Here is a 21,205-nt window from a genome sequence, read left to right on the forward strand (position 1 = left end):
GCCCGCTGCCGTCAGCCGCCCGCAGCCGGTTGCGCCCCGCTGTCGAAGAGCCCCACGCCACCCCGGCCGGCCCCAGCCGCGCCGGGGGCGTGGGCTCCCGATTGTTAGCGCTAACAATTCGCCCCGGTCGAGCAGGCGGCGACGTGACCGCTCCCTGTTCGCCCACCGAGGAGAGACCCCCACCGATGAAGCGAACCCTCCCGCTCGCCGCCGCGGCCGCCGTCCTGGCCGCCCTGCTGCTGCCCGCCCCCGCCGCGCAGGCCACCGCCCCCGCCCCGCCCGCGGCCACCTACACCAACCCGCTGGTCAACCAGCGGGCGGACGCCCAGATCTACAAGCACACCGACGGCTACTACTACTTCACCGCCACCGTCCCCGAGTACGACCGGATCGTGCTGCGCCGCGCCACCACCATCCAGGGCCTCTCGACCGCCCCGGAGACGGTGATCTGGACCAGGCACGCCGGCGGCGCGATGGCCAACCACATCTGGGCGCCGGAGATCCACTTCATCGACGGCAAGTGGTACGTCTACTTCGCGGCCGGCGACTCCGCCGACCAGTGGAAGATCCGGATGTACGTCCTGGAGTCCTCCGCCGCCGACCCGCTGAGCGGCGGCTGGACGGAGAAGGGGCAGATCGCCACCCCGATGGACTCCTTCGCCCTGGACGCCACCACCTTCACGGTCAACGGCGTGCGCTACCTCAGCTGGGCACAGAAGGACCCGGCGATCGCCACCAACTCCAACATCTACCTCGCCAGGCTGAGCAACCCCTGGACCATCTCCGGCACCCCGGTGCGGCTCAGCGTGCCCACGTACGGCTGGGAGACGGTCGGCTACAAGGTCAACGAGGGCCCGGCGCTGATCGAGCACGGCGGCAAGGTCTTCCTGACCTACTCGGCGTCCGCCACCGACAGCAACTACTGCCTGGGCATGCTGACCGCCTCGGCCACCGCCGACCTGCTCGACCCGGCATCGTGGACCAAGAGCGCCACCCCGGTGTTCACCAGCAACGCGGGCACCTCCCAATACGGGCCCGGGCACAACCAGTTCACCGTCTCCGAGGACGGCAAGAGCGACATCCTGGTCTACCACGACCGCTCGTACAAGGACATCACCGGCGACCCGCTGAACGACCCCAACCGCCGCACCCGGGTGCAGAAGCTGTACTGGAACGCCGACGGCACCCCCAACTTCGGCATCCCGGTCGCCGACGGAGCCACGCCGATCCGGCTGTCCTCGTACAACTACCCGACGTACTTCATCCGGCACTGGGACTACCGGGCCAAGCTGGAGCCCGACGTCGCCAACCTCGCCGACTCCCAGTTCCGCACCGTGCCCGGCCTGTCCGGCAGCGGAACGGTCTCACTGGAGTCGGCCAACCATCCCGGCTACTACCTGCACAGCCGCAACGGCGAGGTGTGGGTCGAGAAGAACGACGGCACCGCCGCGTTCAAGGGCAGCGCCAGCTTCTACCAGCGCGCCGGTCTCGCCGACAGCGCCGGCGTCAGCTACGAGGCCTACGGCAGCCCCGGCCAGTACCTGCGGCACTACGACTACCTGCTGTACACGCAGCCCGTCACCACCACGGTCGCCAAGCAGGACGCCACCTTCTACCAGCAGTGACACCCGCCCCCGGCCCGACCGTACGCCACGGTCGGGTCGGACCCCTGACGAGAGGACGACGATGTCCCGCTTCCTCGCCCGGGCCCGCCGCGCCGTGAGCGGCCTGCTCGCGGCCGGCGCCCTCACCGCCGGGCTGCTCGGAGCCGCCCCGGCCCACGCCGCCGTGGCCCGGCCCTCCGCCGCCGTGCTCCAGGCACCCACCGCCGTGACCCAGGGCCCGGCCGCCGCGCCGTCGGTCGGCACCGCGACCCGGTACACCATGACCGCGTTCACCAACAGCAGCGAATCCAACATGTACGTCTACGAGTCGCCCGACGCCACCGGCTACCGGCTGCTCAAGGCCTCCGCGTACACACCGCCCAGCGGACTGATCCGTGACCCGAGCATCATCCGGCACACCGACGGCCGGTACTACGTCACGTACACCACCGACTGGGACGGCAACACCATCGGCTTCGCCACCAGCACCGACCGGGTGAACTGGACCTTCCTCGGCAACCAGACGCTGCCGTTGAGCGGGGTGAAGTCCACCTGGGCGCCCGAGTGGTTCGTCGACACCGACGGCACGGTGCACGTGGTCGTCTCGGTCTCCACCACCGGCAGCGACTTCAAGCCGTACCTGCTCACCGCCACCAACGCGGCGCTCACCGAATGGAGTCCACCCGTCCCGCTGGCCGGGATCGGGCCGAACTACATCGACACCTTCGTGGTCAAGGTCGGCTCCACCTACCACGCGTTCAGCAAGAACGAGACCACCAAGTACATCGAGCACTCCACCGCGAGCAGCCTGACCGGCCCCTACACCTTCAACGGCACCGGAAACTGGGCCGGTTGGGGCAACTGGGTGGAAGGGCCGGCACTCGTCCCGCTGGACAACGGCGGCTGGCGGATCTACTACGACGGCTACAGCGCGCACAAGTACTACTACAGCGACAGCTACGACGGCCTGGCCACCTGGACGGCTCCCACCGAGCTGCCCGGACTCAGCGGCTTCGCCCGGCACTTCACCGTGCTCAAGGAGACGGTCAGCGGAGGAGTGGCCCTGCCGGTCGGCACCGACCGCTCACTCCGGTCGGTGAACCACCCGACCAGGTACGCCAGTTCCCGAGCAGGCCTCGGCTACCTCGACCCGGTGGACGCGAACAGCCCCGCGACCGTCAAGCAGGACGCCACCTTCACGATCGTCCCGGGCCTCGCCGACGCCGGCTGCTACTCCTTCCGCGCCGCCGACGGGCGCTACCTGCGGCACTGGGACTTCAAGCTGAGCCTCGGCGGTGACGACGGCACCGCCGTCTTCCACGGCGACGCCACCTACTGCGCCCGCCCCGGCTCGGCCCCCGGATCGGTCGCGTTGGAGTCCTACAACTACCCGGGCCGCTACGTCCGCCACTACGACTACGCACTGCGCGTCGACGTGTACCAGGACAGCGACACCTTCCGGGCGGACAGCTCCTTCCTGCCCGTCACCCCCTGGACCGCCTGAACCGGACCGGGCGCGGCCTGCCGCATGCCGTGCTCCGTGAACCGGAGCGCACCCCGAGGAGTCACGCTTTCGACACGCCACTGGAGCGGCGGCCCGATCTCCCGGAGACTGGGAAACGCCACCACGCGAAGACGTGACGGCCCGAAGCAAGCGGACAGCCCGTACAGGAGCAGAGCAGATGACCCCACCCGAGACCTCCTCGGCCTTCCACGCTTCACCCGGCGCCGCCGCCCAGGCCCCCGGCGGGGCGGCGACACCGGGTGAAGGGCCGGTCCTGCCGCTCTGGCTGGCGGAGGTGTCGGAGGCGCTGTCCGACGGCCTGGAGGCCGGTGCCGCGCGGGAGTGGGCGCGGCGGGTGCGCCAGGAGGCGGAGCGACTGGACGGCAGGGTGCCCTTCAGCGTGGTCCATGACTGGTACTGCTCCGCCGTCGGCCCGGTCCTGGCCGAGGCGAGCGTGCGGCGCGGCGGGTCCACCGCGCCGCACCAGGCCGTACTGGCCCTGCACGCAAGCGCCCTGAAGGGCCGCCGGATCGACGAGGACACGTGGCGCGCGGCGCTCGAACCGGAGCTGCGGGAGCTCTTCCACCACGCGTACCCCTATGCCGAGGCCTACGCCACGGCCGCTGCCGCCGCCGGCTCCTTCGCGCTGGCGAACGGCTACGGCGAGACCGAGGCCGCCGAGTACGGCGAGACCTACGCGGAACTCAACACGACGGCCAACGTGCGCGCCCACGCCGACGCGAACGCCCTGGCCAACGCGGCCGCCGTGGCGGCCGCGTACGCGGCGGCGGACCCGGCCGCCTACGCCGCGACCTACCCGTCCGCCCGGATCCGCGCGGTGGTCCGGGCCGATGCCGGACGACCGGACGAGCACGGCGAGCACACCACCTGGGCGCGGCTCGCCGACGGCCTCGCCGCCGCCCTGTCCCGCGCGGACGCGGCCTGAGCCGAACCGCTCGGCCCGGCCGCGACCGGGGCCACGGCGTCGTCGGTCCCCGGGCCCGGCCCGGGGACCGACGACCGGCTCAGCCCTTGAGCGGCCCGCCGTCGATGGCGACCCGGCGGCCGTAGCGGGTGTGCGGGTAGTAGTCGTACGTGGCGTGGTGCTGGACGCAGCGGTTGTCCCAGAACACCAGCGTGCCGGGGCTCCAGCGGATGCGGCAGGTCAGCATGGGCCGCTGGGCGGGCAGGGCGAAGAGCAGGTCGAGCAGGGCCCGGCTCTCGTCGGCCGACAGCTGGGGGATGCGCGCGGTGTAGGCCTTGTTGACGTAGAGGATCTTGCGGTCGGTCTCGGGGTGGCGCACCACCAGCGGGTGCTCGCTCTTGGGTATCACGTACCCCGCGGGCGGGGTGTAGCCCTGGAAGGCGACCAGGCCGTCGTGGATCGCGGTCAGGCCGTCGAGCAGCTCGCGCATCGTCGGGGACAGCATCTCGTACGCCAGGTGCATGTTGGCGAACAGGGTGTCGCCGCCGCTGCCCGGCTCCGGCACGCGGGTGATGTAGAGCATCGAGCCGAGCGAGGGTTCGGCGTCGGCGGTGCCGTCGGCGTGCCAGCCGTTGCCGGCGACGTTCTCCGCCTCGGCGCTGGTGCGGATCTCCAGGATGTACGGATCCGCGTCGACCGGGGGCGGGTTGACCGGGCGCAGCTCGCCGAAGTGCCCGGCGAAGCGCTTGTGGTCCTCGTCCGTCAGGTGCTGGTCGCGGAAGACGAGGACGTGGTGGTCGAGGAACGCCTGCTTCACCTCGGCGAGTTGCTGGTCCGGGAGTTCCTGCGCGAGGTCGACGCCGGAGACCTCGGCGCCGATCACCGGGGTGACCGGGTCGACCGTGATGGTCCGGTACTCCCTGGCGGGCCTGGTGGTGACGGCCTTGACGGCGTCCAGTTCGTACTGCTCCATGACGTGCTCCTGTGGTGTGGGTGGGGTCGGTGTCGTCACAGCCCGCGAGCCAGCAGATCCGCGAGGACCAGCCGGCCGAAGGCGAGGTTGCCGTGGATGGAGTCGTCGGCCTGGCACAGCTCCGGGCGTTGGAAGCCGTCCGGTCCGGTGGTGCGGGCGCGGAGGTCGACGACCTCGACGCCGAGCGCGTCGAGCGCGCTGCGGACCGCCTCCTGTGCGGCCATGAACACCTCGGGGTCGGACTGTTCGGGCACCCGCTGCGGCGGCAGCACGGCCAGCACCCGCAGGCCGAGCCCGAGTGCGTGGCGGTAGAAGGCCAGCGCGTCGCGGACGGTGGCGAGGACGATGGCGTCGAACAGCGGCCCGGACAGGAAGCCCGGGGCGAAACCGCCGTCGCGCCGGCGGTAGAGGCGCCAGTTCTCGCTCGTGGCGACGAAGTGCGCGCTGAGGCCGAAGGTGCACACCAGCGGGACCTCGAGCCGTCCGAGGCCGGCCACGCCCAGCTCCGCCAGGAAGGCCCGGTAGTACTCCTCGGCCTCGGCCTTGCGGAACACCACGTCGTGCTCGCGCGGCTCGAAGAAGTCGTCGGTGAACTCACGCCCGGCACCGATCGGACCGCCCTGGAACGGGATCCGGGCCGCCTTCGCGGCCCGCCCGATGGGCCCGGCGTGCGAGTCGCCCAGCAGCAGGAACCTAGCGGGGGCGGTAGTAGTCGAGGACGGCGTCGTCACAGGTGTCCACCCCCTTCGGCTCCGCCACCGGCCGGTCGGCCCGGGCCGGTCGCGGACCGGCGGCGGACCGCGACAGCGCGGTCATGAAGTGGCGCATGACGAAGTCGACGCCCTCGGGCGTCACTTCCCGCAGGTTCGGTGCGTAGAACCTGCTCCGGAACGGGATGCCGGTGACGAGTTCGTACGAGGGGAAGTAGTCGACGTCGTCGAGGTCCCGGGTCAGCTGCCCGGCCACCGTCCGCAGCAGCGACTTGGAGTAGGTGTTGGCGGTGAGCACGTGGGCGCCGGTCGCGGTCGCCGTCAGCGGATGCGGTGAGACGGTCAGCAGGACGCGCAGCCCCGGATTGGCTTCGCGGGCCAGCGCGATGGCGTCCGCCAGGTCGCGGCGGACCTCCTCGAAGGTGAAGGCGTGGAAGACGTGCCGCTCCGGGTCGAAGGTGCCGCGCACGGTGCCGGGGCAGGACGAGTAGACGGTGCCGTCGGCGCGGTCCCGCCACGCCTCGGTCAGGCCCATGGTGAAGACCAGGCAACTGGCCTCGGTGACGGCGTCGCGGATGGCGGCGAGGGTCGTCCCGCGGGCCGCCAGCATCGCCTCGGCGGAGGCGTGGCCGCCGGGCTCGACGGACGGGCGGAAGGGGTCGTGGTACCGGCCGTCCTCCAGCCACGCCTCGGTGGGCGGGGTCGAGCGGCCGAAGGCCCAGGAGAGCCACTGGCGCAGCACGGCTGCGGTGTAGACGGTCCCGGTGCGGAACGAGAACACCCCGTAGTGGCGCGCCCTGCGCTCCTCCTCGGTCAGCCCCGGCGGGGCCGGCTCCGCGTCGTACCAGTTCATGCCGCGCTCCAGCAGGGCGCGGCCGATGTGCGCGGCGAAGCAGGACCCGACGGTGAGGACGGGGTCGTCCTGCCCGATCGTGAACGCGGGCGTCCACAGGTCGTCGATGGCGAGCGGGTCCGGCTCGGCCACGGCGGAGCGCCAGAACGCGCGCGCCGGTAGGGACTGGTAGGGGTTCACTGGCGGTGGTCTCCGATGGTCGGGCGGCGGCGGAGGTCGGACGGCGGCGGAGGTCGGACGGCAGTGGCGGTCGGACGGGGCGTCGGTGCGGGGAGGGCGCCGGGCTCACGCCCGGGGGTGGTCGGTGCCCTCCCCGGGCGCGCCGCCGGACGCCGCGTCGATCGCCGCCGCCACCGCGTGCACGTGAGGCGGGCGGACGATGCCGTAGTGCGTCGTGTCGAGGCGGTGCCAGGTGCTGGGTTCCGGGAGGTGCGGGCGCCACAGGTCCCGCTGCTGCTCCGGTGACCCCAGCGAGGGCAGACCCTCCACCGCCCGCCCGGCCAGCCACAGCTGACTCGGGGTCGCGCTCAGCAGCGGCATCCGGAACCCGGCCATGCTCCGCAGGTTGGCCCGGCAGCACCGGACCAGACGTTCGGCGTAGCCGGTCGCCTCGGGACCGGACGACGCGGGCCGGCCCTGGTTCAGCTCGTTCGCGAACACCGCTTGGAGCTGCGCCTCGTCGTAGTCCTGGAAGAGCGCGCCGGAACCGGGCGGCGGCGGATCGATCAGGTGGAGGCCGTGCACCGGCCGGCCGATCGCCTCCGCCTCCGCGGCCATCCCCACCGCCGCCCAGGCGCCGAAGGACCAGCCGGCCAGGTGCAACCGCCAGGTGTCCTGGGCGAAGCGCGCCCGCAGGGCGGCGGCGTAGCGGCGGGCCCGTTCGGCCAGGGTCCAGTCGGCGATCCCGGGCCGTCCCAGCGCGGGATCGGCGATCAGGCAGACGGTCAGCCGGGGGCCGAGCCCCGACACCAGGGACCGGTAGGCCTGGATGTCGCCGCCGACCGGGTGCACGAGGCAGAGCACGTCGCTGCCGGTGCCCTGCTGCCAGACGTCGAGGACCACGTCCTCCGCGTCCGCCGCCCCGGCGGGTACCGCCTCGGCCAGCCGGGCCAGGATCTCGGTGAGGGAGACCCGGTGGCTGAGCCGGGAGAGCTCCAGCTCGACGTCGAAGTAACGTTTCACCACGCCGATCAGGTCGAGCAGGGTCAGCGAGTCGACACCCAGGTCGTAGAGCGGGGCGTCGGGGTCGATGTGGTCGAGGTCCAGCCAGTCGCACAGCCAGTCGCCCAGCAGGGCGGCCGCGGTCCCGCCCGACGCGGCGGGCGTCGTGGTCGCGGTGGTCACCGCGGGCGCGGCGGCCGCCGTGGCTCCGGTGACCGCGACGGCGGCTCCGGTGGTCGCGGGCGGTACGGGGGCCCGGGTGCCGGGCGCCGAGTAGAACGCGCGGGACTCGTGCAGATCGGTGGTGGAGACCAGCAACTGCGGCAGTTGCAGCCCCGAGGCCCGCGCGAACACCCGCTTGCCCTCGGCCACCGTCAACCCGACCGACAGGTGGGCCTGGTGGCGCGCGTCGGTCAGCGGCGCGCGCAGCGCCATGCCGGTCTCGTTCCACACGTCCCAGTTCACGCCGAGCCGCACCGTCGTCTCGGCGTCGCCGGACCGGTACTGGGCGAAGCCGTCGAGCAGGCCGTTGGCAGCCGCGTAGTCGAACTGGCCGACGCCGCCCAGCTCCGCGGCCATCGACGAGCAGTAGACCGCCACGGACGGCCGGTAGCGCTCGATCAACTGCTCGACCAGCAGGGCTCCCTGCAGCTTGGCGGCGGATCCGTGCCGCATCGCCTCGGCGTCGCGCCGGGCGATCATGCCGCCGGTCGCCACTCCGACGGCATGGACCACGCTGTCGAGACGGTCGGTGTGACGGCCGATACGGGCCAGGACGTCCTCGGGCGCCCACTCGGTGAGATCGGCTTCCACCAGCTCGACCCGGTCGGCCCAGGGCACCAGCTCCTCCGGCAGCCTAGGACGTCGGGCCAGCAGCAGCACGCGGTCGGCGCCGTGCTCCAGCAGACAGGCGGCGACGCTGCGGCCGATCCCACCGGTGCCGCCCAGGACCAGGTGCACGCCCCCGGCGGCCAGCCCGGCCGGGCCGGTCCCGGCCGTGGACACCGGCAGCACGACCTGTTCCCACCAGTGGCCCCGCCGGAGAGCCAGCCGGCGCGGAAGTCCGGCCGCGTCCGCTGTCGTGGCAGCCCCGGCCAGCAGCGCCGCCAGCGGTGCCGCCCAGTGGGCGGGGTCCGGGTCGGGGAGGTCGAGCCAGTGGCCGTCCGCGGCTCCCTCCTGGGGTGCCACCTCGGCGGCACCGGCCAGCAGGCCCGCCTCCGGCCGCAGTACCGGGCCGTCCACCGGCCTCGCCCCGTACGACAGCCACCACGGCCTCAGCCGAAGGGGCGCGGGGGCGTCGGCCACGGCCCGCACCAGGGCGGCCGGAGTGTCCAGACAGGCCCAGCGGGCTCGGGCCAGGCTGTCCTGACCGACGGGACCGTCGATCCCCAGCGGCAGCGCGTGCACCCAGTCGATGCCGTCGTCGCCCGGGCCCGTGCCCGGGCCACCCGTATCCGTGCCGGTGCCGGTGCCCGTGCCCGTGCGTGTGCCCGTGCCTGTGCCCGTGCCCGCCAGTGCGTCGAGAAGCCGGCCGAGCGAGGCCGGATCGGCCGGGTCGACCTCGTAGACGTCGTCGCCCAGCCTGGCGAAGGCCCCGGCGGCGCTGACCCGCACCACCCGGGTGTAGGCAGCCGCGAAGGCGCCGACGAGGTCGGGGCGTGCCGGACCGTCCGTGAGCAGCACCAGCAGCCGGGAGGTGCGCGAGCCGACCGCCGTGCCGGCGCGGCGCAGCCGTGCCCAGTGCGGCTGGTGCAGCCAGGCGTCCTCCGGAAGGCGCCGCGGGAGGCCGGTGGCAACCGGAGTGGTCCCGTCCGGTGCCGCCGAGGCACGGGGGAAGTCGAACTCCGTCAGTTCGAAGGCGGGCGGCGGGAAGTCCCAGGGGGCCTGGGCGGGGCCGGCGGGCCAGCCGACCCGCTCGCCGGACAGCCAGGCGGCGGCCGTCTCCTCCGCGGTGCGGCCCTCGCTCGGGACCGTCGCCCCGGTACCGGTCTCCACCGCTCCCACGTCCGTGATCCGGTCCACAGTGCGCAGCCAGGCCACGGCGGTGGAGGCGTCGGGGCAGACCGCCGCCAGCCGTCGGCGCCGGGCGGGACGGCCCGCCTGGAGGTGACGCAGCACCTGCGGATAGGCGGCGGGCCGGGCCGCCAGGTAGTCGGCGATCCGGGCGGCGTCGGCGCGCAGGCCCGCTTCGCTGCTGCTGGAGAGCAGCAGGCAGGGGAGCGCGGTGGTGTCCGGTGCCGCTTCGCCCGGGGCCGGTGCCGTTCCGCCCGGGGCCGGTGCCGCTTCGCCCGGTGCCGCTGACGTTCCGCCCGGGCCCGGGCCCGGTCCGTCGGCCTCCAGCAGCACATGGGCGTTGGTGCCTCCGATCCCGAAGCTGCTCACCGCCGCGACCCGGTCCCGGTCGGCGGCCCACGGCCGGGCCGCGGTGGGTACGTAGAACGGCGTGGGGTCGCCGCCGAGCTGCGGATTGAGGGCGTGGAAGCCGACGTTGGGCGGGATGACGCCGTGGTGGACGGCGAGTGCGGCGCGCACCAGCCCCACCACTCCGGCGGCCGCTCCCAGGTGCCCTATCTGGCTCTTGACCGAGGTCAGCGCGCAGTGGCCGGAGCGGTCCAGGTCGAAGGCCTGGCGCAGGGCGCCGACCTCGACCGGGTCGCCGAGCCGGGTGGCGGTGCCGTGGGCCTCGACGTAGCCGACGTCGGCGGCACTGCGACCGCTGCGGCGCAGGGCCGCGCGAATCACCTCGCGTTGCCCGGCGAGCGAGGGAGCGCTGTAACCGAGCTTGTCGGAGCCGTCGTTGTTCAACGCCGAGCCGGTGATCACGGCGTACACGGTGTCGCCGTCGCGTCGGGCCAGCCGGAGCGGCTTGAGCACGACCATGCCGACGCCGCTCGCGCCGATGGTGCCGCTCGCGTCGTCGCTGAAGGGCCGGCAGAGGCCGTCCACGGAGAAGATGTGCTGCGGCTGGTAGCGGTATCCGTCGGTGAGGGTCGGGTCGACGAGGACTCCGCCCGCCAGCATCACCTCGGCATCGCCCTGGCGCAGCAGGCCGCTCGCGACATGGACGGCCACCAGCGAACTGGCGCAGGCCGCCTGGGTGGTGAAGGCGGGGCCCGTCAGCCCCAGGTGGTAGGCCGCCTTGGTGGCGAGGTAGTCCTTGTCGTGGTGGAGGGCGAGTCGGAAGCCGTCGGGCAGGCGGTCGGGGTCGGCCTCGCGGAGCATGGACTGGAAGTAGGTGCTCTCACCGGCCCCGGCTACCAGGCCGACGCGCAGGGCCGACGGGTCGGCGATCCCGGCGTGTGCCAGGGCTTCGACGCAGCTCATCAGCAGGTGCCGTTGCTGGGGGTCCATCAGCCGGGCCTCGTGCCGGCTGATGCCGAAGTGGTCCGGGTCGAAGGCGAGGGGGCCGTCCAACTGGCTGCGTGCCCCGACCAGGCCCTCGGCGGCGTCGAAGTGCTCGATGCCGATGCCGCCCGTGGTGACCATCTGCCAGAACGCGGCGAGATCGGACGCGCCGGGGAGCCGTACCGCCATGCCGACGACCGCGATCGGCTCGTCGGCGGCGGTCCGACCGGCCGGGTCGGCCGGCGCGGTGGCGGCGGTGATGGCGGTGGCGGCGGTGGCGGCGGTGGTGGTGGCGGCGGTGGCAGGGGTGCCGCGGTCCGTGGCCGGCGCGGACCGGTCCAGGAAGTCGGCCAGCGCCCGCACGGTGACGTGCTCGAACAGGTCGGCGACGGTGAAGCGCAGACCCAGTTCGGTGGTGCAGCGAAGCTGGAACCGCATCAGTCCCAGGCTTGAGGCTCCGGCGTCGAAGAAGGTCTGCCCCGGGTCGATCGGCGCACCGGTGACCGCCTCGAACGCCCCGGTCAGCAGGGCTTCGCGCGCCGACAGGCCGGCCCTGCGGGGAGTCGGGCGGCGCAGTTCCCGCCCGGCGGAGCGCAGCGCGCCCCGGCGGTCCAGCTTGCCGCTGGGGGTCCTGGGCAGCTCGTCGACCAGCCGGAAGCGGGCGATCCGGACGTGGCCGGGCAGCAGCGGTGCCAGGTGTGCGGTGAGGTCCTGGGATGCGGGCGCCTCCCCGCGGCACTGCAGGCAGGCCACCAGTTCCTCGCCGTCGCGGACCACCACGGCGTTGACGACGGACGGGTGCCGCAGCAGGGCCGCCTCGACCTGGCCCAGTTCGAGGCGGTGCCCGCTCAGCTTGATCTGGTCGTCGTCCCGGCCCAGGAAGTGCAGCAGACCCTGCCGGTCGAACCGGGCCCGGTCGCCGCTGCGGTAGCAGAGGCCGAGGCCGGGCAGCTCGACGAAGCGCGCGTCGTCGAGCGCGGGGTCCCCCAGGTAGCAGCGCGCCGCCATCGTGCCACCGATCAGCAGGGCACCGGAGCGGCCGGGGGGCACGGCCTGGTCGGCCTCGTCGACCACCGTGAGCACCGCGTTGGCCACCGGCCGGCCGATGGCGGGGCGCTCCGGCCACAGGGCCGGATCGCCGTCCAGGCACAGGCTGCTCACCACGTGCGTCTCGGTCGGGCCGTAGTGGTTGAACAGCCGGGCGCCCGGCAGCCCCGCGAACCAGCGGCGGATCGCCTCGGTGCACACCAGCTGCTCGCCGGCGGTGACCACCTCCCGCAGCCGCGAGGGGTAGCGGCCCAGGTGGACTCCGTGCTCGGCCAGGAGCTGGAGTGCCACGTAGGGCATGAAGACGCGTTCCACCCCGGCCGTCTCCAACTGCTCCAGCAGCGCGGGGGCGTCCTGCCGCCAGGCGGGCTGGACCAGGTGCAGGCAGCCGCCGCCGCACAGCGTCCCGAAGACCTCCTGGAAGGACACGTCGAAGGAGAGCATGGAGAACTGCTGGGTGGCCGCCGCGGCCGCCAGGCCTCCCGACTCCGCCTGCCACTGCAGCAGGTTGCACAGGGTGCGGTCGGGCACCTGCACACCCTTCGGGACACCGGTGGAGCCCGAGGTGAACAGGGTGTAGAGCGGCCGGGTGCCGCTGTGCGCCGGGCCGACCGGGCCATCGGCGGGTGCGGGTGCGGGTGCGGGTGCGGGTGCGGGTGCGGGTGTGGCGGTGGTGCTGGCGGCGGGCGACAGCACCACCGGGTGGCGCGCGATGCGGCCCGGGTCGACGGCGTCGAACTCCGGGTCACCGCCGGGCGGGAGCAGCACGCACAGCGGCTCCACCTGGTCCAGCACCTGCCGGCGCAGGGCCGGCGGATAGGACGGGTCCAGCGGCACGATCGTCACGTTGAGCCTGGCCAGCGCCAGCAGCGCCACCACGTGCTCGACCGACGGCCGTAGGTGCAGCGCGACGCAGCACGGGCGGTCGTCCTCCGCCGGCAGTGGGTGGGCGGCCCGCAGCTCGGCGGCGAGTGCCGCCGCGTGGGCGTCGAGAGCGGCGTAGCTCACCGACCGGCCTTCGGACACCAGGGCCGGTGCGTCGGGTGTGCGTGCGACCTGCCGGGCGAAGCCCTCCGCCACCGTCGTCCAGGTCAGCTCCGCCGAGTCGCCGCGACCGGGCTCCGGCAGTCCGCGGCGGTAGGGCGCCGCGAGTTCGGCCGGGGTCGCCGTCCCGCCGTCGGCGAGCAGGTCCAGGCCCCGCCGGAACAGGGCGGCCATCGCCGCCACTTCGGAGGCGTCGAAGCGGTCGTCGGCGTACTCCCACAGGCAGTCGAGCCCGCCCGCGTGCTCGACCACGGACAGCGTCATCGGGCACTTGGCCTCGGCCGGGGCCCACCACAGGGGGCGGGAGGCGCAGTCGGGCAGGGCCAGTGCGCCGAAGTCGGTGTTCTCCAGGACGAACAGGTAGTCGAAGGGGGAGTCGCCCCCGGCCGGTCCCCGATCGGCCAGCACGTCGGCCAGCGCCACGTCCTGGCGGCCCAGCACATGCCGGGCGTCGGCGCTCTGGCGCAGCAGCTGGCCGCGCAGGTCCTCGCGGGGCTCGACGGCCTGCGGCAGCAGCACGGTGTTGGCGAACATGCCGACACTGCCCTCGAACTCCTGGACCGGCCGGTTGGCCACCGGAGCGGCGATCCTCGGCCGGGTCGCGCCGGTCACCCCGTACAGGCTCCAGGCGAAGACGCCGAGCAGCAACTCGAAGCGGGTCATGCCGAGTTCGGCGCAGAGCCGGTCCACGGCGGCCCGGCGCACGACGTCCAGCGACGTGTGCAGCAGGCGGGCGGCGGAGAAGGGGGGCACGCCGGACGGTTCCCCCGGCTCCCGGTCCGTCGCCTCGTCCGACCGGGCGTAGTGGGCCCGCAGCTCGGCGCGCTGGGTCAGGTAGGCGGGGCTGGCGAACCAGTCGGCCTGCCAGGCGGCGAAGTCCAGCGGGGTGGGCACCGGCGAGGATGCCGGGGCGGCCGCCGGGGCGGTGCCCGCCCGCTCCGAGTCCTGCGAGTCCTGCCAGGTCAGTGAAGCCTGGGAGGCCCGCGCGGCGGCGTCGCGCGCGTGCCGGTAGCCGGACGACAGGTCGCTCAGCAGGACGTTGAGCGACCAGCCGTCGACCGCGATGTGGTGCAGGTGGAGCAGCAGCACCCCGCCGCCGTCCTGCGGCAGCCAGCAGGCGCGCAGCATCCGGGGGTGTGCCAGGTCGAACGGCACGGCGAAGAAACGGTCGGCTTCGGCGCGCGCGAGGTCCGCGCCGCCGCCGCCGCTGCTGCTGCCGCCGACGCTGCTGCCGCTGCCGCTGCCGCCGACCGTCTCCGGGCCGGGTTCGACCCACGGGTCGTAGGGGTGCCCGACCGTCTGGCGCAGGCCCTCGGGCGCGGCCTCGAAGGCGGTGCGCAGGGCCGCGTGCTGCCGCACCAGCCCCCGCAGCGCACTGCGCAGCGCGTCGGCGTCGACCGTGCCGTCCAGCCGGAAGGCCAGCTCCACGGCGTAGGCGCGGGAGCGCGGCGCCCGCTGCTGGAGCAGCCACAGGCGCTGCTGCTCGCTGGTGGCGGACGCCGAGAGTGCCAGGGTGGGCGCCGGCGGCACCGGGTAGGGCGAGTCGGCGGCGGATCCGGCTTCCGCCACGGCCCGGGCGATCTCGGCCAGGTCCCCGGTGAGGACGCGCGCCTGGGGCAGTTCGCAGCCCCAGCGCCGGCGCACCTCGAAGCGCAGCCGCAGCGCCTTGAGCGAGTCCCCGCCGGAGGCGATCCAGCGGTCGTCCAGCCTGAGGTCGGGCACCCCGAGCACCTCGGCCGCCAGGTCCAGCACCTCACGCTGGCGGGCGGTGGTGGGCGCGGCGGCGGGGCGGTCGCCTTCCGGGCGGCGCCAGGGGCGGTCGTCCCGGCGCAGCAGCGCGGCCTGGTCGACCTTGCCGTTGGCGGTCAGGGGGAGCGCGTCCACGAGGTAGACGTGATGGGGCCTCATGTAGCCGGGCAGTCCGGCCGCCAGATGGCGGTCGAACTCCTCGAACGGGACCTCGTCCCCGAGCACGACGTAGGCGAGCAGTTCGTTCGGGCCGTGCTCCCCGGCCCTGCGGGTGCAGACGTACGCCTGCCGCACCGCCGGATGCGTGACGATCTGCCGTTCCAGCTCGCCGGGTTCGATCCGGAAGCCGCGGACCTTCACCTGGCGGTCGGCGCGTCCGACGTACTCGATCCGGCCGTCGGCGTCGGCGCGCACCAGGTCGCCGGTGCGGTAGTACGTCGTGCGGCCGTCGTCGTACCAGGGCAGGCGGACGAAACGGCGCTCGGTCTCCTCGGGCAGGTTGCGGTAGCCGGCCGCGAGTCCCGCACCGGCCAGGTGGAGTTCGGCCACCTCGCCGGTCGCCGCGGCCCGGTCGCCGTCCGGGACCACGAGCACGGCCCCGGTCTCCGGCAGCACCCGGCCGATCGGGACCAGGTCCCCGTCGAAGTCGCGCGGGATGGGGTGGCACAGCGCGAAGGTGGTCGTCTCGGTGGGGCCGTAGACGTTGAACAGCCGGGTGGGGGCGGCCGCGTTGTGCCGGTACCAGCGGCGGATCAGCCGGGCGTTGAGCTGCTCGCCGCCGACCAGCAACTGGCCGACCCCGGCGAAGCAGGACGGCTCCGTGTCGACGACCGCGTTGAACAGGGCCACCGTGACGAAGGCCGTGTCGATGCGCTCCCGCAGCAGGGCGGCCGCCAACTGGTGCGGTGTCTGGACGGCTTCGTCGCCGAGGACGACGCAGCAGCCGCCGGTCAGCAGCGGTACCCAGACCTCGAAGCTGAGGGCGTCGAACGCCGGATTGGACAGGCAGGCGTAGCGGGCCCCCTCCTCGATGCGGATGTACCCCGGCTGCGCCAGCCGCAGGATGCCGGCGTCCCGCACCTCGACGCCCTTGGGGCGGCCCGTCGTGCCCGAGGTGTAGAAGAGGAAGGAGACCGGCGCCCCGGTGAAGACCGCCACGGGGTCGCCGGGCCCGGCGGCGAGCAGCGCCGCCGCGTCCAGCGGGCGCACCCGGTCCGGCAGGTCGTCGGCGGCTGCCCCGCCGTCGCCGTGGACCAGTGCCACGCTGGACGAATCGGTCAGGATGTGGCGCCGGCGGTCCACCGGGCTCTGCGCGTCCAGCGGGACGACCTGGGCGCCCAGCCGCAGGATGCCCAGCATGACGCAGACGAGCTGCCAGGAGCGCGGCAGGCAGACCGCCACCGCCTGGCCGGGGCGGACGCCGGCCCGGCGCAGGCCGTGGGCCACCGCTGCCGCGGCGGCGTCGAGGCCGGTGTAGTCCAGCCGGACGTCGCCGTCGACCAGGGCGACGGCGTGCGGGGTGCGCAGGGCCTGCTCGTACACGGCTCGGGCCAGGCCGGTGGCCGAGGGCGTGACGGGTGCGGCACTCTCGGTACGCATCAGGCCTCCACGGCGGACGCGGCGGCCGACTGTCCGGCGGCGGGGGAGGGCGACGGCGAGGCCGGGAAGGAGGGCGGGGCCGGGGGCGCGGGCGCGGCCGGCGGCGGGGGAACCTGGAACCGGTCCAGTTCGGCCGCGATCAACTCGGCTATCCGAGGCACCTCCTGGCTTTCCAGCAGGTCCCAGTGGCCGCAGGCGACCGGCTCGACCAGCAGACCGCCGCCTGCGCGCCGCTGCCAGAACGCGCGTACGTCGGTCGCCTGTTCCTGGGCCTGCGGCTCCTGCTGCGCGCTGCTCCCGGCGCCGGCGCTGCCCTCGTCGCCGGTCCGGTCGGCGTCGTCGGCGCCGGTCCTATCAGAGTCGACGGTCCTATCAGCGTCGCCGGTCCCGGCGGTGTCGTCGGTGCTGTCCCCGGTGGCCTCGACCAGCACCAGCCGGGCCGGTGAGGGCGGCGCCTGGTAGCCGCCGGCCGTCATCCGGTTGTGGTTGTAGATGCGGAAGTACCGGTCGATCTGCTCGTCCTCGATCCCCGGGTACATCCCGTTGAACCTGATGAGCTTGTCGCGGAACTCCGCCATCGGCACCGGCTCGATCGAGGCGAGCTGCTCCGCGTCCTCGGTTCCGTGGGTGTCGAGCAGCACCACGCTGAGCCGGGTGTGCCCGGCCAGGGCCAGCCGGCGCCCCATCTCGTGGGCCACCAGGCCGCCGTAGGAGAGCCCGCACAGCACCAGCGACTCGTCCGGTCGGGGTTCGACCAGGGACAGGTAGTGCTCCGCCATGGCCTCGATCGTGGGCAGCGGCGTCTCGCCGGGGTTGATGCCCGGCGACTGCACGCCGAGCACGCCGACGTGGTCGGGCAGCGCCGCGGCCAGCGACAGGTAGCAGAAGGCGGTGCCGCCGGCCGGGTGGACGCAGACCACCCGCTGCTGCCCGTCCCCCTTGCGGAACTCCACCAGGTTGCCGTCCGGTGCGCCCGCCGCCCCGGCCCGCAGCCGTTCGGCCAGGGCCTCGATGGTCGGGTTCTGCACGATGTCACGGATCGGCAGGGACTCGCCGAACTCCTCGCGGACGGCCAGGGCCACCTTGATGGCGGATATGGAGGTACCGCCCAGGTCGAAGAAGTTGTCGGATATCCCGATGCCGGGGTGGAGGAGGACCCGCCGCCAGATGGTGTGCAGGGCCATCTCCACGTGGTCCCGCGGGCTGGCCGTGTTGACCTGGGCGGGAGTCGCGGCGCGGGCCGCGGCGAGCAGCGCGGCGCGGTCCAGCTTGCCACTGCGGTTGAGCGGCAACTGCGGGAGTTCCACGAAGAGCGCGGGAACCATGTAGTCCGGCAGCCGCCGGGCCAGTGCGGCCCGCCACTCGTGCGGTCGGCGCGGCTCGGCGTCGCCCGTGCCCAGGCCCGCGACCAGGCGCAGCTCGCCCGCGGCGTCGCGGTCGGCCAGGACCGCCGCCTCCTGGACGCCCGGGAGGGCCAGCAGCGCGGCCTCGACCTCCCCCGGCTCGATCCGGAAGCCGCGCAGCTTGACCTGGTCGTCGCTGCGGCCGAGGTACTGGGCGTTGCCGTCCGGGAGCCAGCGGGCCAGGTCGCCGGTGCGGTACAGGCGTTCGCCGGGCACGAAGGGGTCGTCGACGAACCGTTCGGCGGTCAGGTCCGGCCGGTGCAGGTAGCCCCGGGCCAGGCTCGCCCCGCCGAGGTAGACCTCGCCGGACACCCCGGTCGGCACCGGCCGGAGCCGCCGGTCGAGCAGGTAGAGGCGGGTGTTGTCCAGGGGGCGGCCGATGGGGCACTGCCGGTCCAGCGGCTGCGGGTCGGTGTAGGCGGTGCTGTAGAGGGTGGCCTCGGTCGGCCCGTAGCCGTAGCAGACGCGCAGACCGGGCAGTGCCTGCCGGAGGCGGTGCAGCGCCATCTCCGGGAGGGACTCCACGCCGGTCAGCAGCTGACGCAGCACCAGCCCGTCCAGGCGGGCCACGGGGTCCTCGTCGATCCACTTGACGTAGGACGGCGGCAGGAACGCCTGCACGATGCGGTGCTCGCGCATCCAGTCCAGCAGTCCCTCGGGATCGCCGCGCAACTCGTCGGGGACCAGGTGCAGGACGGCGCCGGTGGTGAGCGGCATCAGCAGCTCGTGCACCGAGGCGTCGAACCCGATGCTCGACCAGGCGGAGGCCGCCTCGCCGGGGGTGTCCCCGAACCGCGCGAGCCAGGTGTCGAAGAGGTTGGTGACGCTGCCGTGGGTCACCGCCACACCCTTGGGGCGGCCGGTGGAGCCGGAGGTGTAGATGACGTAGGCCAGCCGCGACGGCCCGACGGTGATCCCCGGCGCGTCGTCGCGCTCCGCCTCGGCCTCGACCGCGCCCAGGGACAGCCAGCCCTCGGGCGGGACGTCGGCGTCGCTGAGCACCAGGGCCGGCACCGCGTCCTCGACCATCGCGGCCAGGCGCTCGAGCGGCTGCCCCGGGTCGAGCGGCAGATAGGCGGCGCCCGCCTTGAGGATGCCGAGGACACCCACCACCAGTTCGGCCGAGCGCCCGGAGTGCAGGCCCACCACCTGGTCCGGGCCGACACCGCGGGCGATCAGCGCGTGCGCCAGCCGGTTGACCCGGTGGTCGAGAGCGGCGTAGTCGAACCGCTCCCCGTCGCAGACCAGGGCGGGAGCGGTGGGGCGGCTTCGGACCTGGGCCTGGAAGCGATCGACCAACCCGGCCGCGGCGGCGCCGTCACGGTCGGGTTGGTCACGGTCGGGCTCGTCGGCCCGGTCGGCCCGGTCGGCACCGCTCCAGTCCGAGAGCACCCGCCGACGCTCCTCCTCGCTCATGAGCTCCAGTTCGTCCACGCCCAGGTCGGGCCGGTCGACCAGCTGGGTCAGCACCCGGCGCAGGTAGCCCGCGTAGCGCTCGGCCGTCTCGTGGTCGAACAGTGCGCCGGCGTAGTCCAGATGGCCGACCACCCGGCCGTCATCCTCCTCGGCCAGCGACAGTGCCAGGTCGAACTTGGCCCCGGCGTAGGGGATTTCGAGCGGTTCGACGTCGATTCCCGGCAGGTCCAGCAGGTCCTTCCTGGACGGGTGCCAGGCGAACATGGTCTGGAACAGCGGCGTGTGGGCGGTGCTGCGCGGCGGGTTGACCAGCTCCACCACCTGCTCGAACGGCAGGTCCTGGTTCTTCAGGGCGTCCCTCAACGCACCGCGCACCTGCTTCAGCACGGCCGACCCGGTCGGCGAGTCCGACAGGTCGACCCGGATGGCGAGGGAGTTGACGAAGAATCCGATCAGGTCGGAGAAGGTGCCGCGGCGGCGGTTCGCGGTCGGGACGCCGACGACGACGTCGGTCTGCCCCGTCAGCCGCGACAGGACGACGGACCAGCCGGCCAGGACGGCCACGAACAGGGTGCCGCCCTGCTGCCGGGCGAGCGCCTTGAGGGCGGTGCCGAGTTCCCGGTCGAGGCGGACCGGCACCCGGCCGCCGCGGTAGTCCTGCTCCGGCGGGCGCGGCCGGTCGGTGGGCAGTTCGAGCAGGGCCGGCGCGTCGGCCAGGGCTTCCCGCCAGTGCGCGGCCTGCGCGGCCGGTTCGTCGCCGGCCGCCCACTCCTGCTGCCAGCGGGTGTAGTCGGCGTACTGCAGGGCCAGTGGCGGCAGCGGGGAGTCCGCGCCGTCCCGGAACGCCGTGTACAGCGTTCCGAGCTCGCGCAGCATCACGTTCATGGACCAGCCGTCGAACACCGCGTGGTGCAGCGTCAGCAGCAGCACGTGGTGCTGCTCGGCCAGGACGATCAGCCGGCCGCGTGCCAGCGGGCCGCGGCCCAGGTCGAAGGGCGTGTCGGACTCGGCACGCTGCAGGGCGGTGACGCGCGCCGCGGCGTCCGCGAGCCCGGTCAGGTCGTCCACCGTGAGGCAGTAGCCGGAGTCGGGCGGACCGATCAGCTGGTGGACGCCGCCCCCGGTGGCGACCAGCCGGGTGCGGAGGACCTCGTGCCGGGAGACCAGTTCGTCGAGCGCACGGGTGAGCGCCGCGCGGTCCAGCCGGCCGCGCAGGGTGAACGCCATGGTCTCGTTGTACGCCTGGCTGGCCCCCTCCAACTGCGAGAGCACCCAGAGCCGTTGCTGTCCTGACGACAGCTCGGGAAGCCGGCCGTCGGCGGCCGTCGGGGTGTCGGCGTGCCGCGCGGTACGCGCATCGGCCCGGTCGGTGGTGGTGCCGTGGGGGTGGTGCGTCTCCGACAAAGCCAGACCTTTTTCCTGAGGGGGCCATTGCAGGGATCGAAGCGCCGTGATCGGCGCCCCCGATCAGGTCGCTTCGACCGGGCGCGGGGCGCAGGTGGTGACAGTCGGTCAGCTGCCCGTGGGAGCAGGCGAACCGGGGCGGCGCATGGCGGTGCCGTCGAGGTCAGCGGCGATCGAACGTGGTGGATCTATGACCATGGATGCCAAGTTAAGATCACTAACTCGGCCCGAGGCAAGAGTCTGCGACCACTTCCCCTGCCGACCCCCAGGTACGGGCCGGTCGGACACGGTGCGTCACGCGGCAGCGCCAGCGCGCCCGATCCGGATCCGGTACCGACGAGGTCGGCCACCGCTCGACCCCGCCGCCGAGGGGCCAGCCCGGAGCGGGCCCTCGGCGGAAGCGGTCAGAGAATCGGCTCGCAGCCGATCGCCTTGCTGCCGGCGGTGAGGAACCGCCGTACGGGGTCC

Annotated in this window: 8 protein-coding genes; 3 read left to right on the plus strand and 5 right to left on the minus strand. The window is 73.9% G+C overall.

What is annotated here, in order from left to right; all coding sequences use genetic code 11:
- Positions 1-185 precede the first annotated feature (185 nt).
- The 3 genes from IF30_RS0112350 to IF30_RS43445 all read left to right on the plus strand — a co-directional run bounded on the left by IF30_RS0112350 (position 186) and on the right by IF30_RS43445 (position 4,054).
- Positions 186-1,625 carry a family 43 glycosylhydrolase gene (locus IF30_RS0112350; protein WP_030236236.1) on the plus strand — a complete coding sequence of 480 codons (1,440 nt, stop codon included), beginning with the start codon at positions 186-188 and terminating at the stop codon, positions 1,623-1,625.
- 61 nt (positions 1,626-1,686) lie between these two features.
- Positions 1,687-3,108, plus strand: a complete 1,422-nt coding sequence (locus IF30_RS0112355; RefSeq protein ID WP_030236239.1) for a glycoside hydrolase family 43 protein — start codon at positions 1,687-1,689, stop codon at positions 3,106-3,108.
- A gap of 178 nt (positions 3,109-3,286) precedes the next feature.
- Entirely contained in the window at positions 3,287-4,054 is a 768-nt protein-coding gene (locus IF30_RS43445) for a hypothetical protein (RefSeq protein ID WP_051710011.1), read from the plus strand.
- A gap of 79 nt (positions 4,055-4,133) precedes the next feature.
- Here the strand turns inward: IF30_RS43445 and IF30_RS0112365 are convergent, their stop codons facing one another.
- The 5 genes from IF30_RS0112365 to IF30_RS0112385 all read right to left on the minus strand — a co-directional run bounded on the left by IF30_RS0112365 (position 4,134) and on the right by IF30_RS0112385 (position 20,737).
- Complete coding sequence (locus IF30_RS0112365; protein ID WP_030236243.1) at positions 4,134-5,006, minus strand: TauD/TfdA dioxygenase family protein; 873 nt, start codon at positions 5,004-5,006, stop codon at positions 4,134-4,136.
- A 35-nt stretch (positions 5,007-5,041) separates the two neighbouring features.
- Positions 5,042-5,737: a hypothetical protein gene (locus IF30_RS0112370; RefSeq protein WP_030236244.1), complete on the minus strand. Its 696-nt coding sequence runs from the start codon at positions 5,735-5,737 to the stop codon at positions 5,042-5,044.
- Entirely contained in the window at positions 5,700-6,749 is a 1,050-nt protein-coding gene (locus IF30_RS0112375) for a GSCFA domain-containing protein (RefSeq protein ID WP_030236246.1), read from the minus strand. Before IF30_RS0112375 ends, IF30_RS0112370 begins: the two co-directional genes overlap by 38 nt.
- A gap of 105 nt (positions 6,750-6,854) precedes the next feature.
- Positions 6,855-16,514 (minus strand): non-ribosomal peptide synthetase, encoded by a 9,660-nt coding sequence (locus tag IF30_RS0112380; protein WP_030236248.1) that lies wholly within the window; start codon positions 16,512-16,514, stop codon positions 6,855-6,857.
- On the minus strand, positions 16,514-20,737 hold the full coding sequence (locus tag IF30_RS0112385; protein WP_063752605.1) for a non-ribosomal peptide synthetase: 4,224 nt from the start codon (positions 20,735-20,737) through the stop codon (positions 16,514-16,516). Before IF30_RS0112385 ends, IF30_RS0112380 begins: the two co-directional genes overlap by 1 nt.
- Positions 20,738-21,205 lie beyond the last annotated feature (468 nt).

Origin of the sequence: Streptomyces sp. NRRL S-350 (assembly GCF_000719705.1) — a bacterium.
Taxonomy (GTDB): Bacteria; Actinomycetota; Actinomycetes; order Streptomycetales; family Streptomycetaceae; genus Kitasatospora.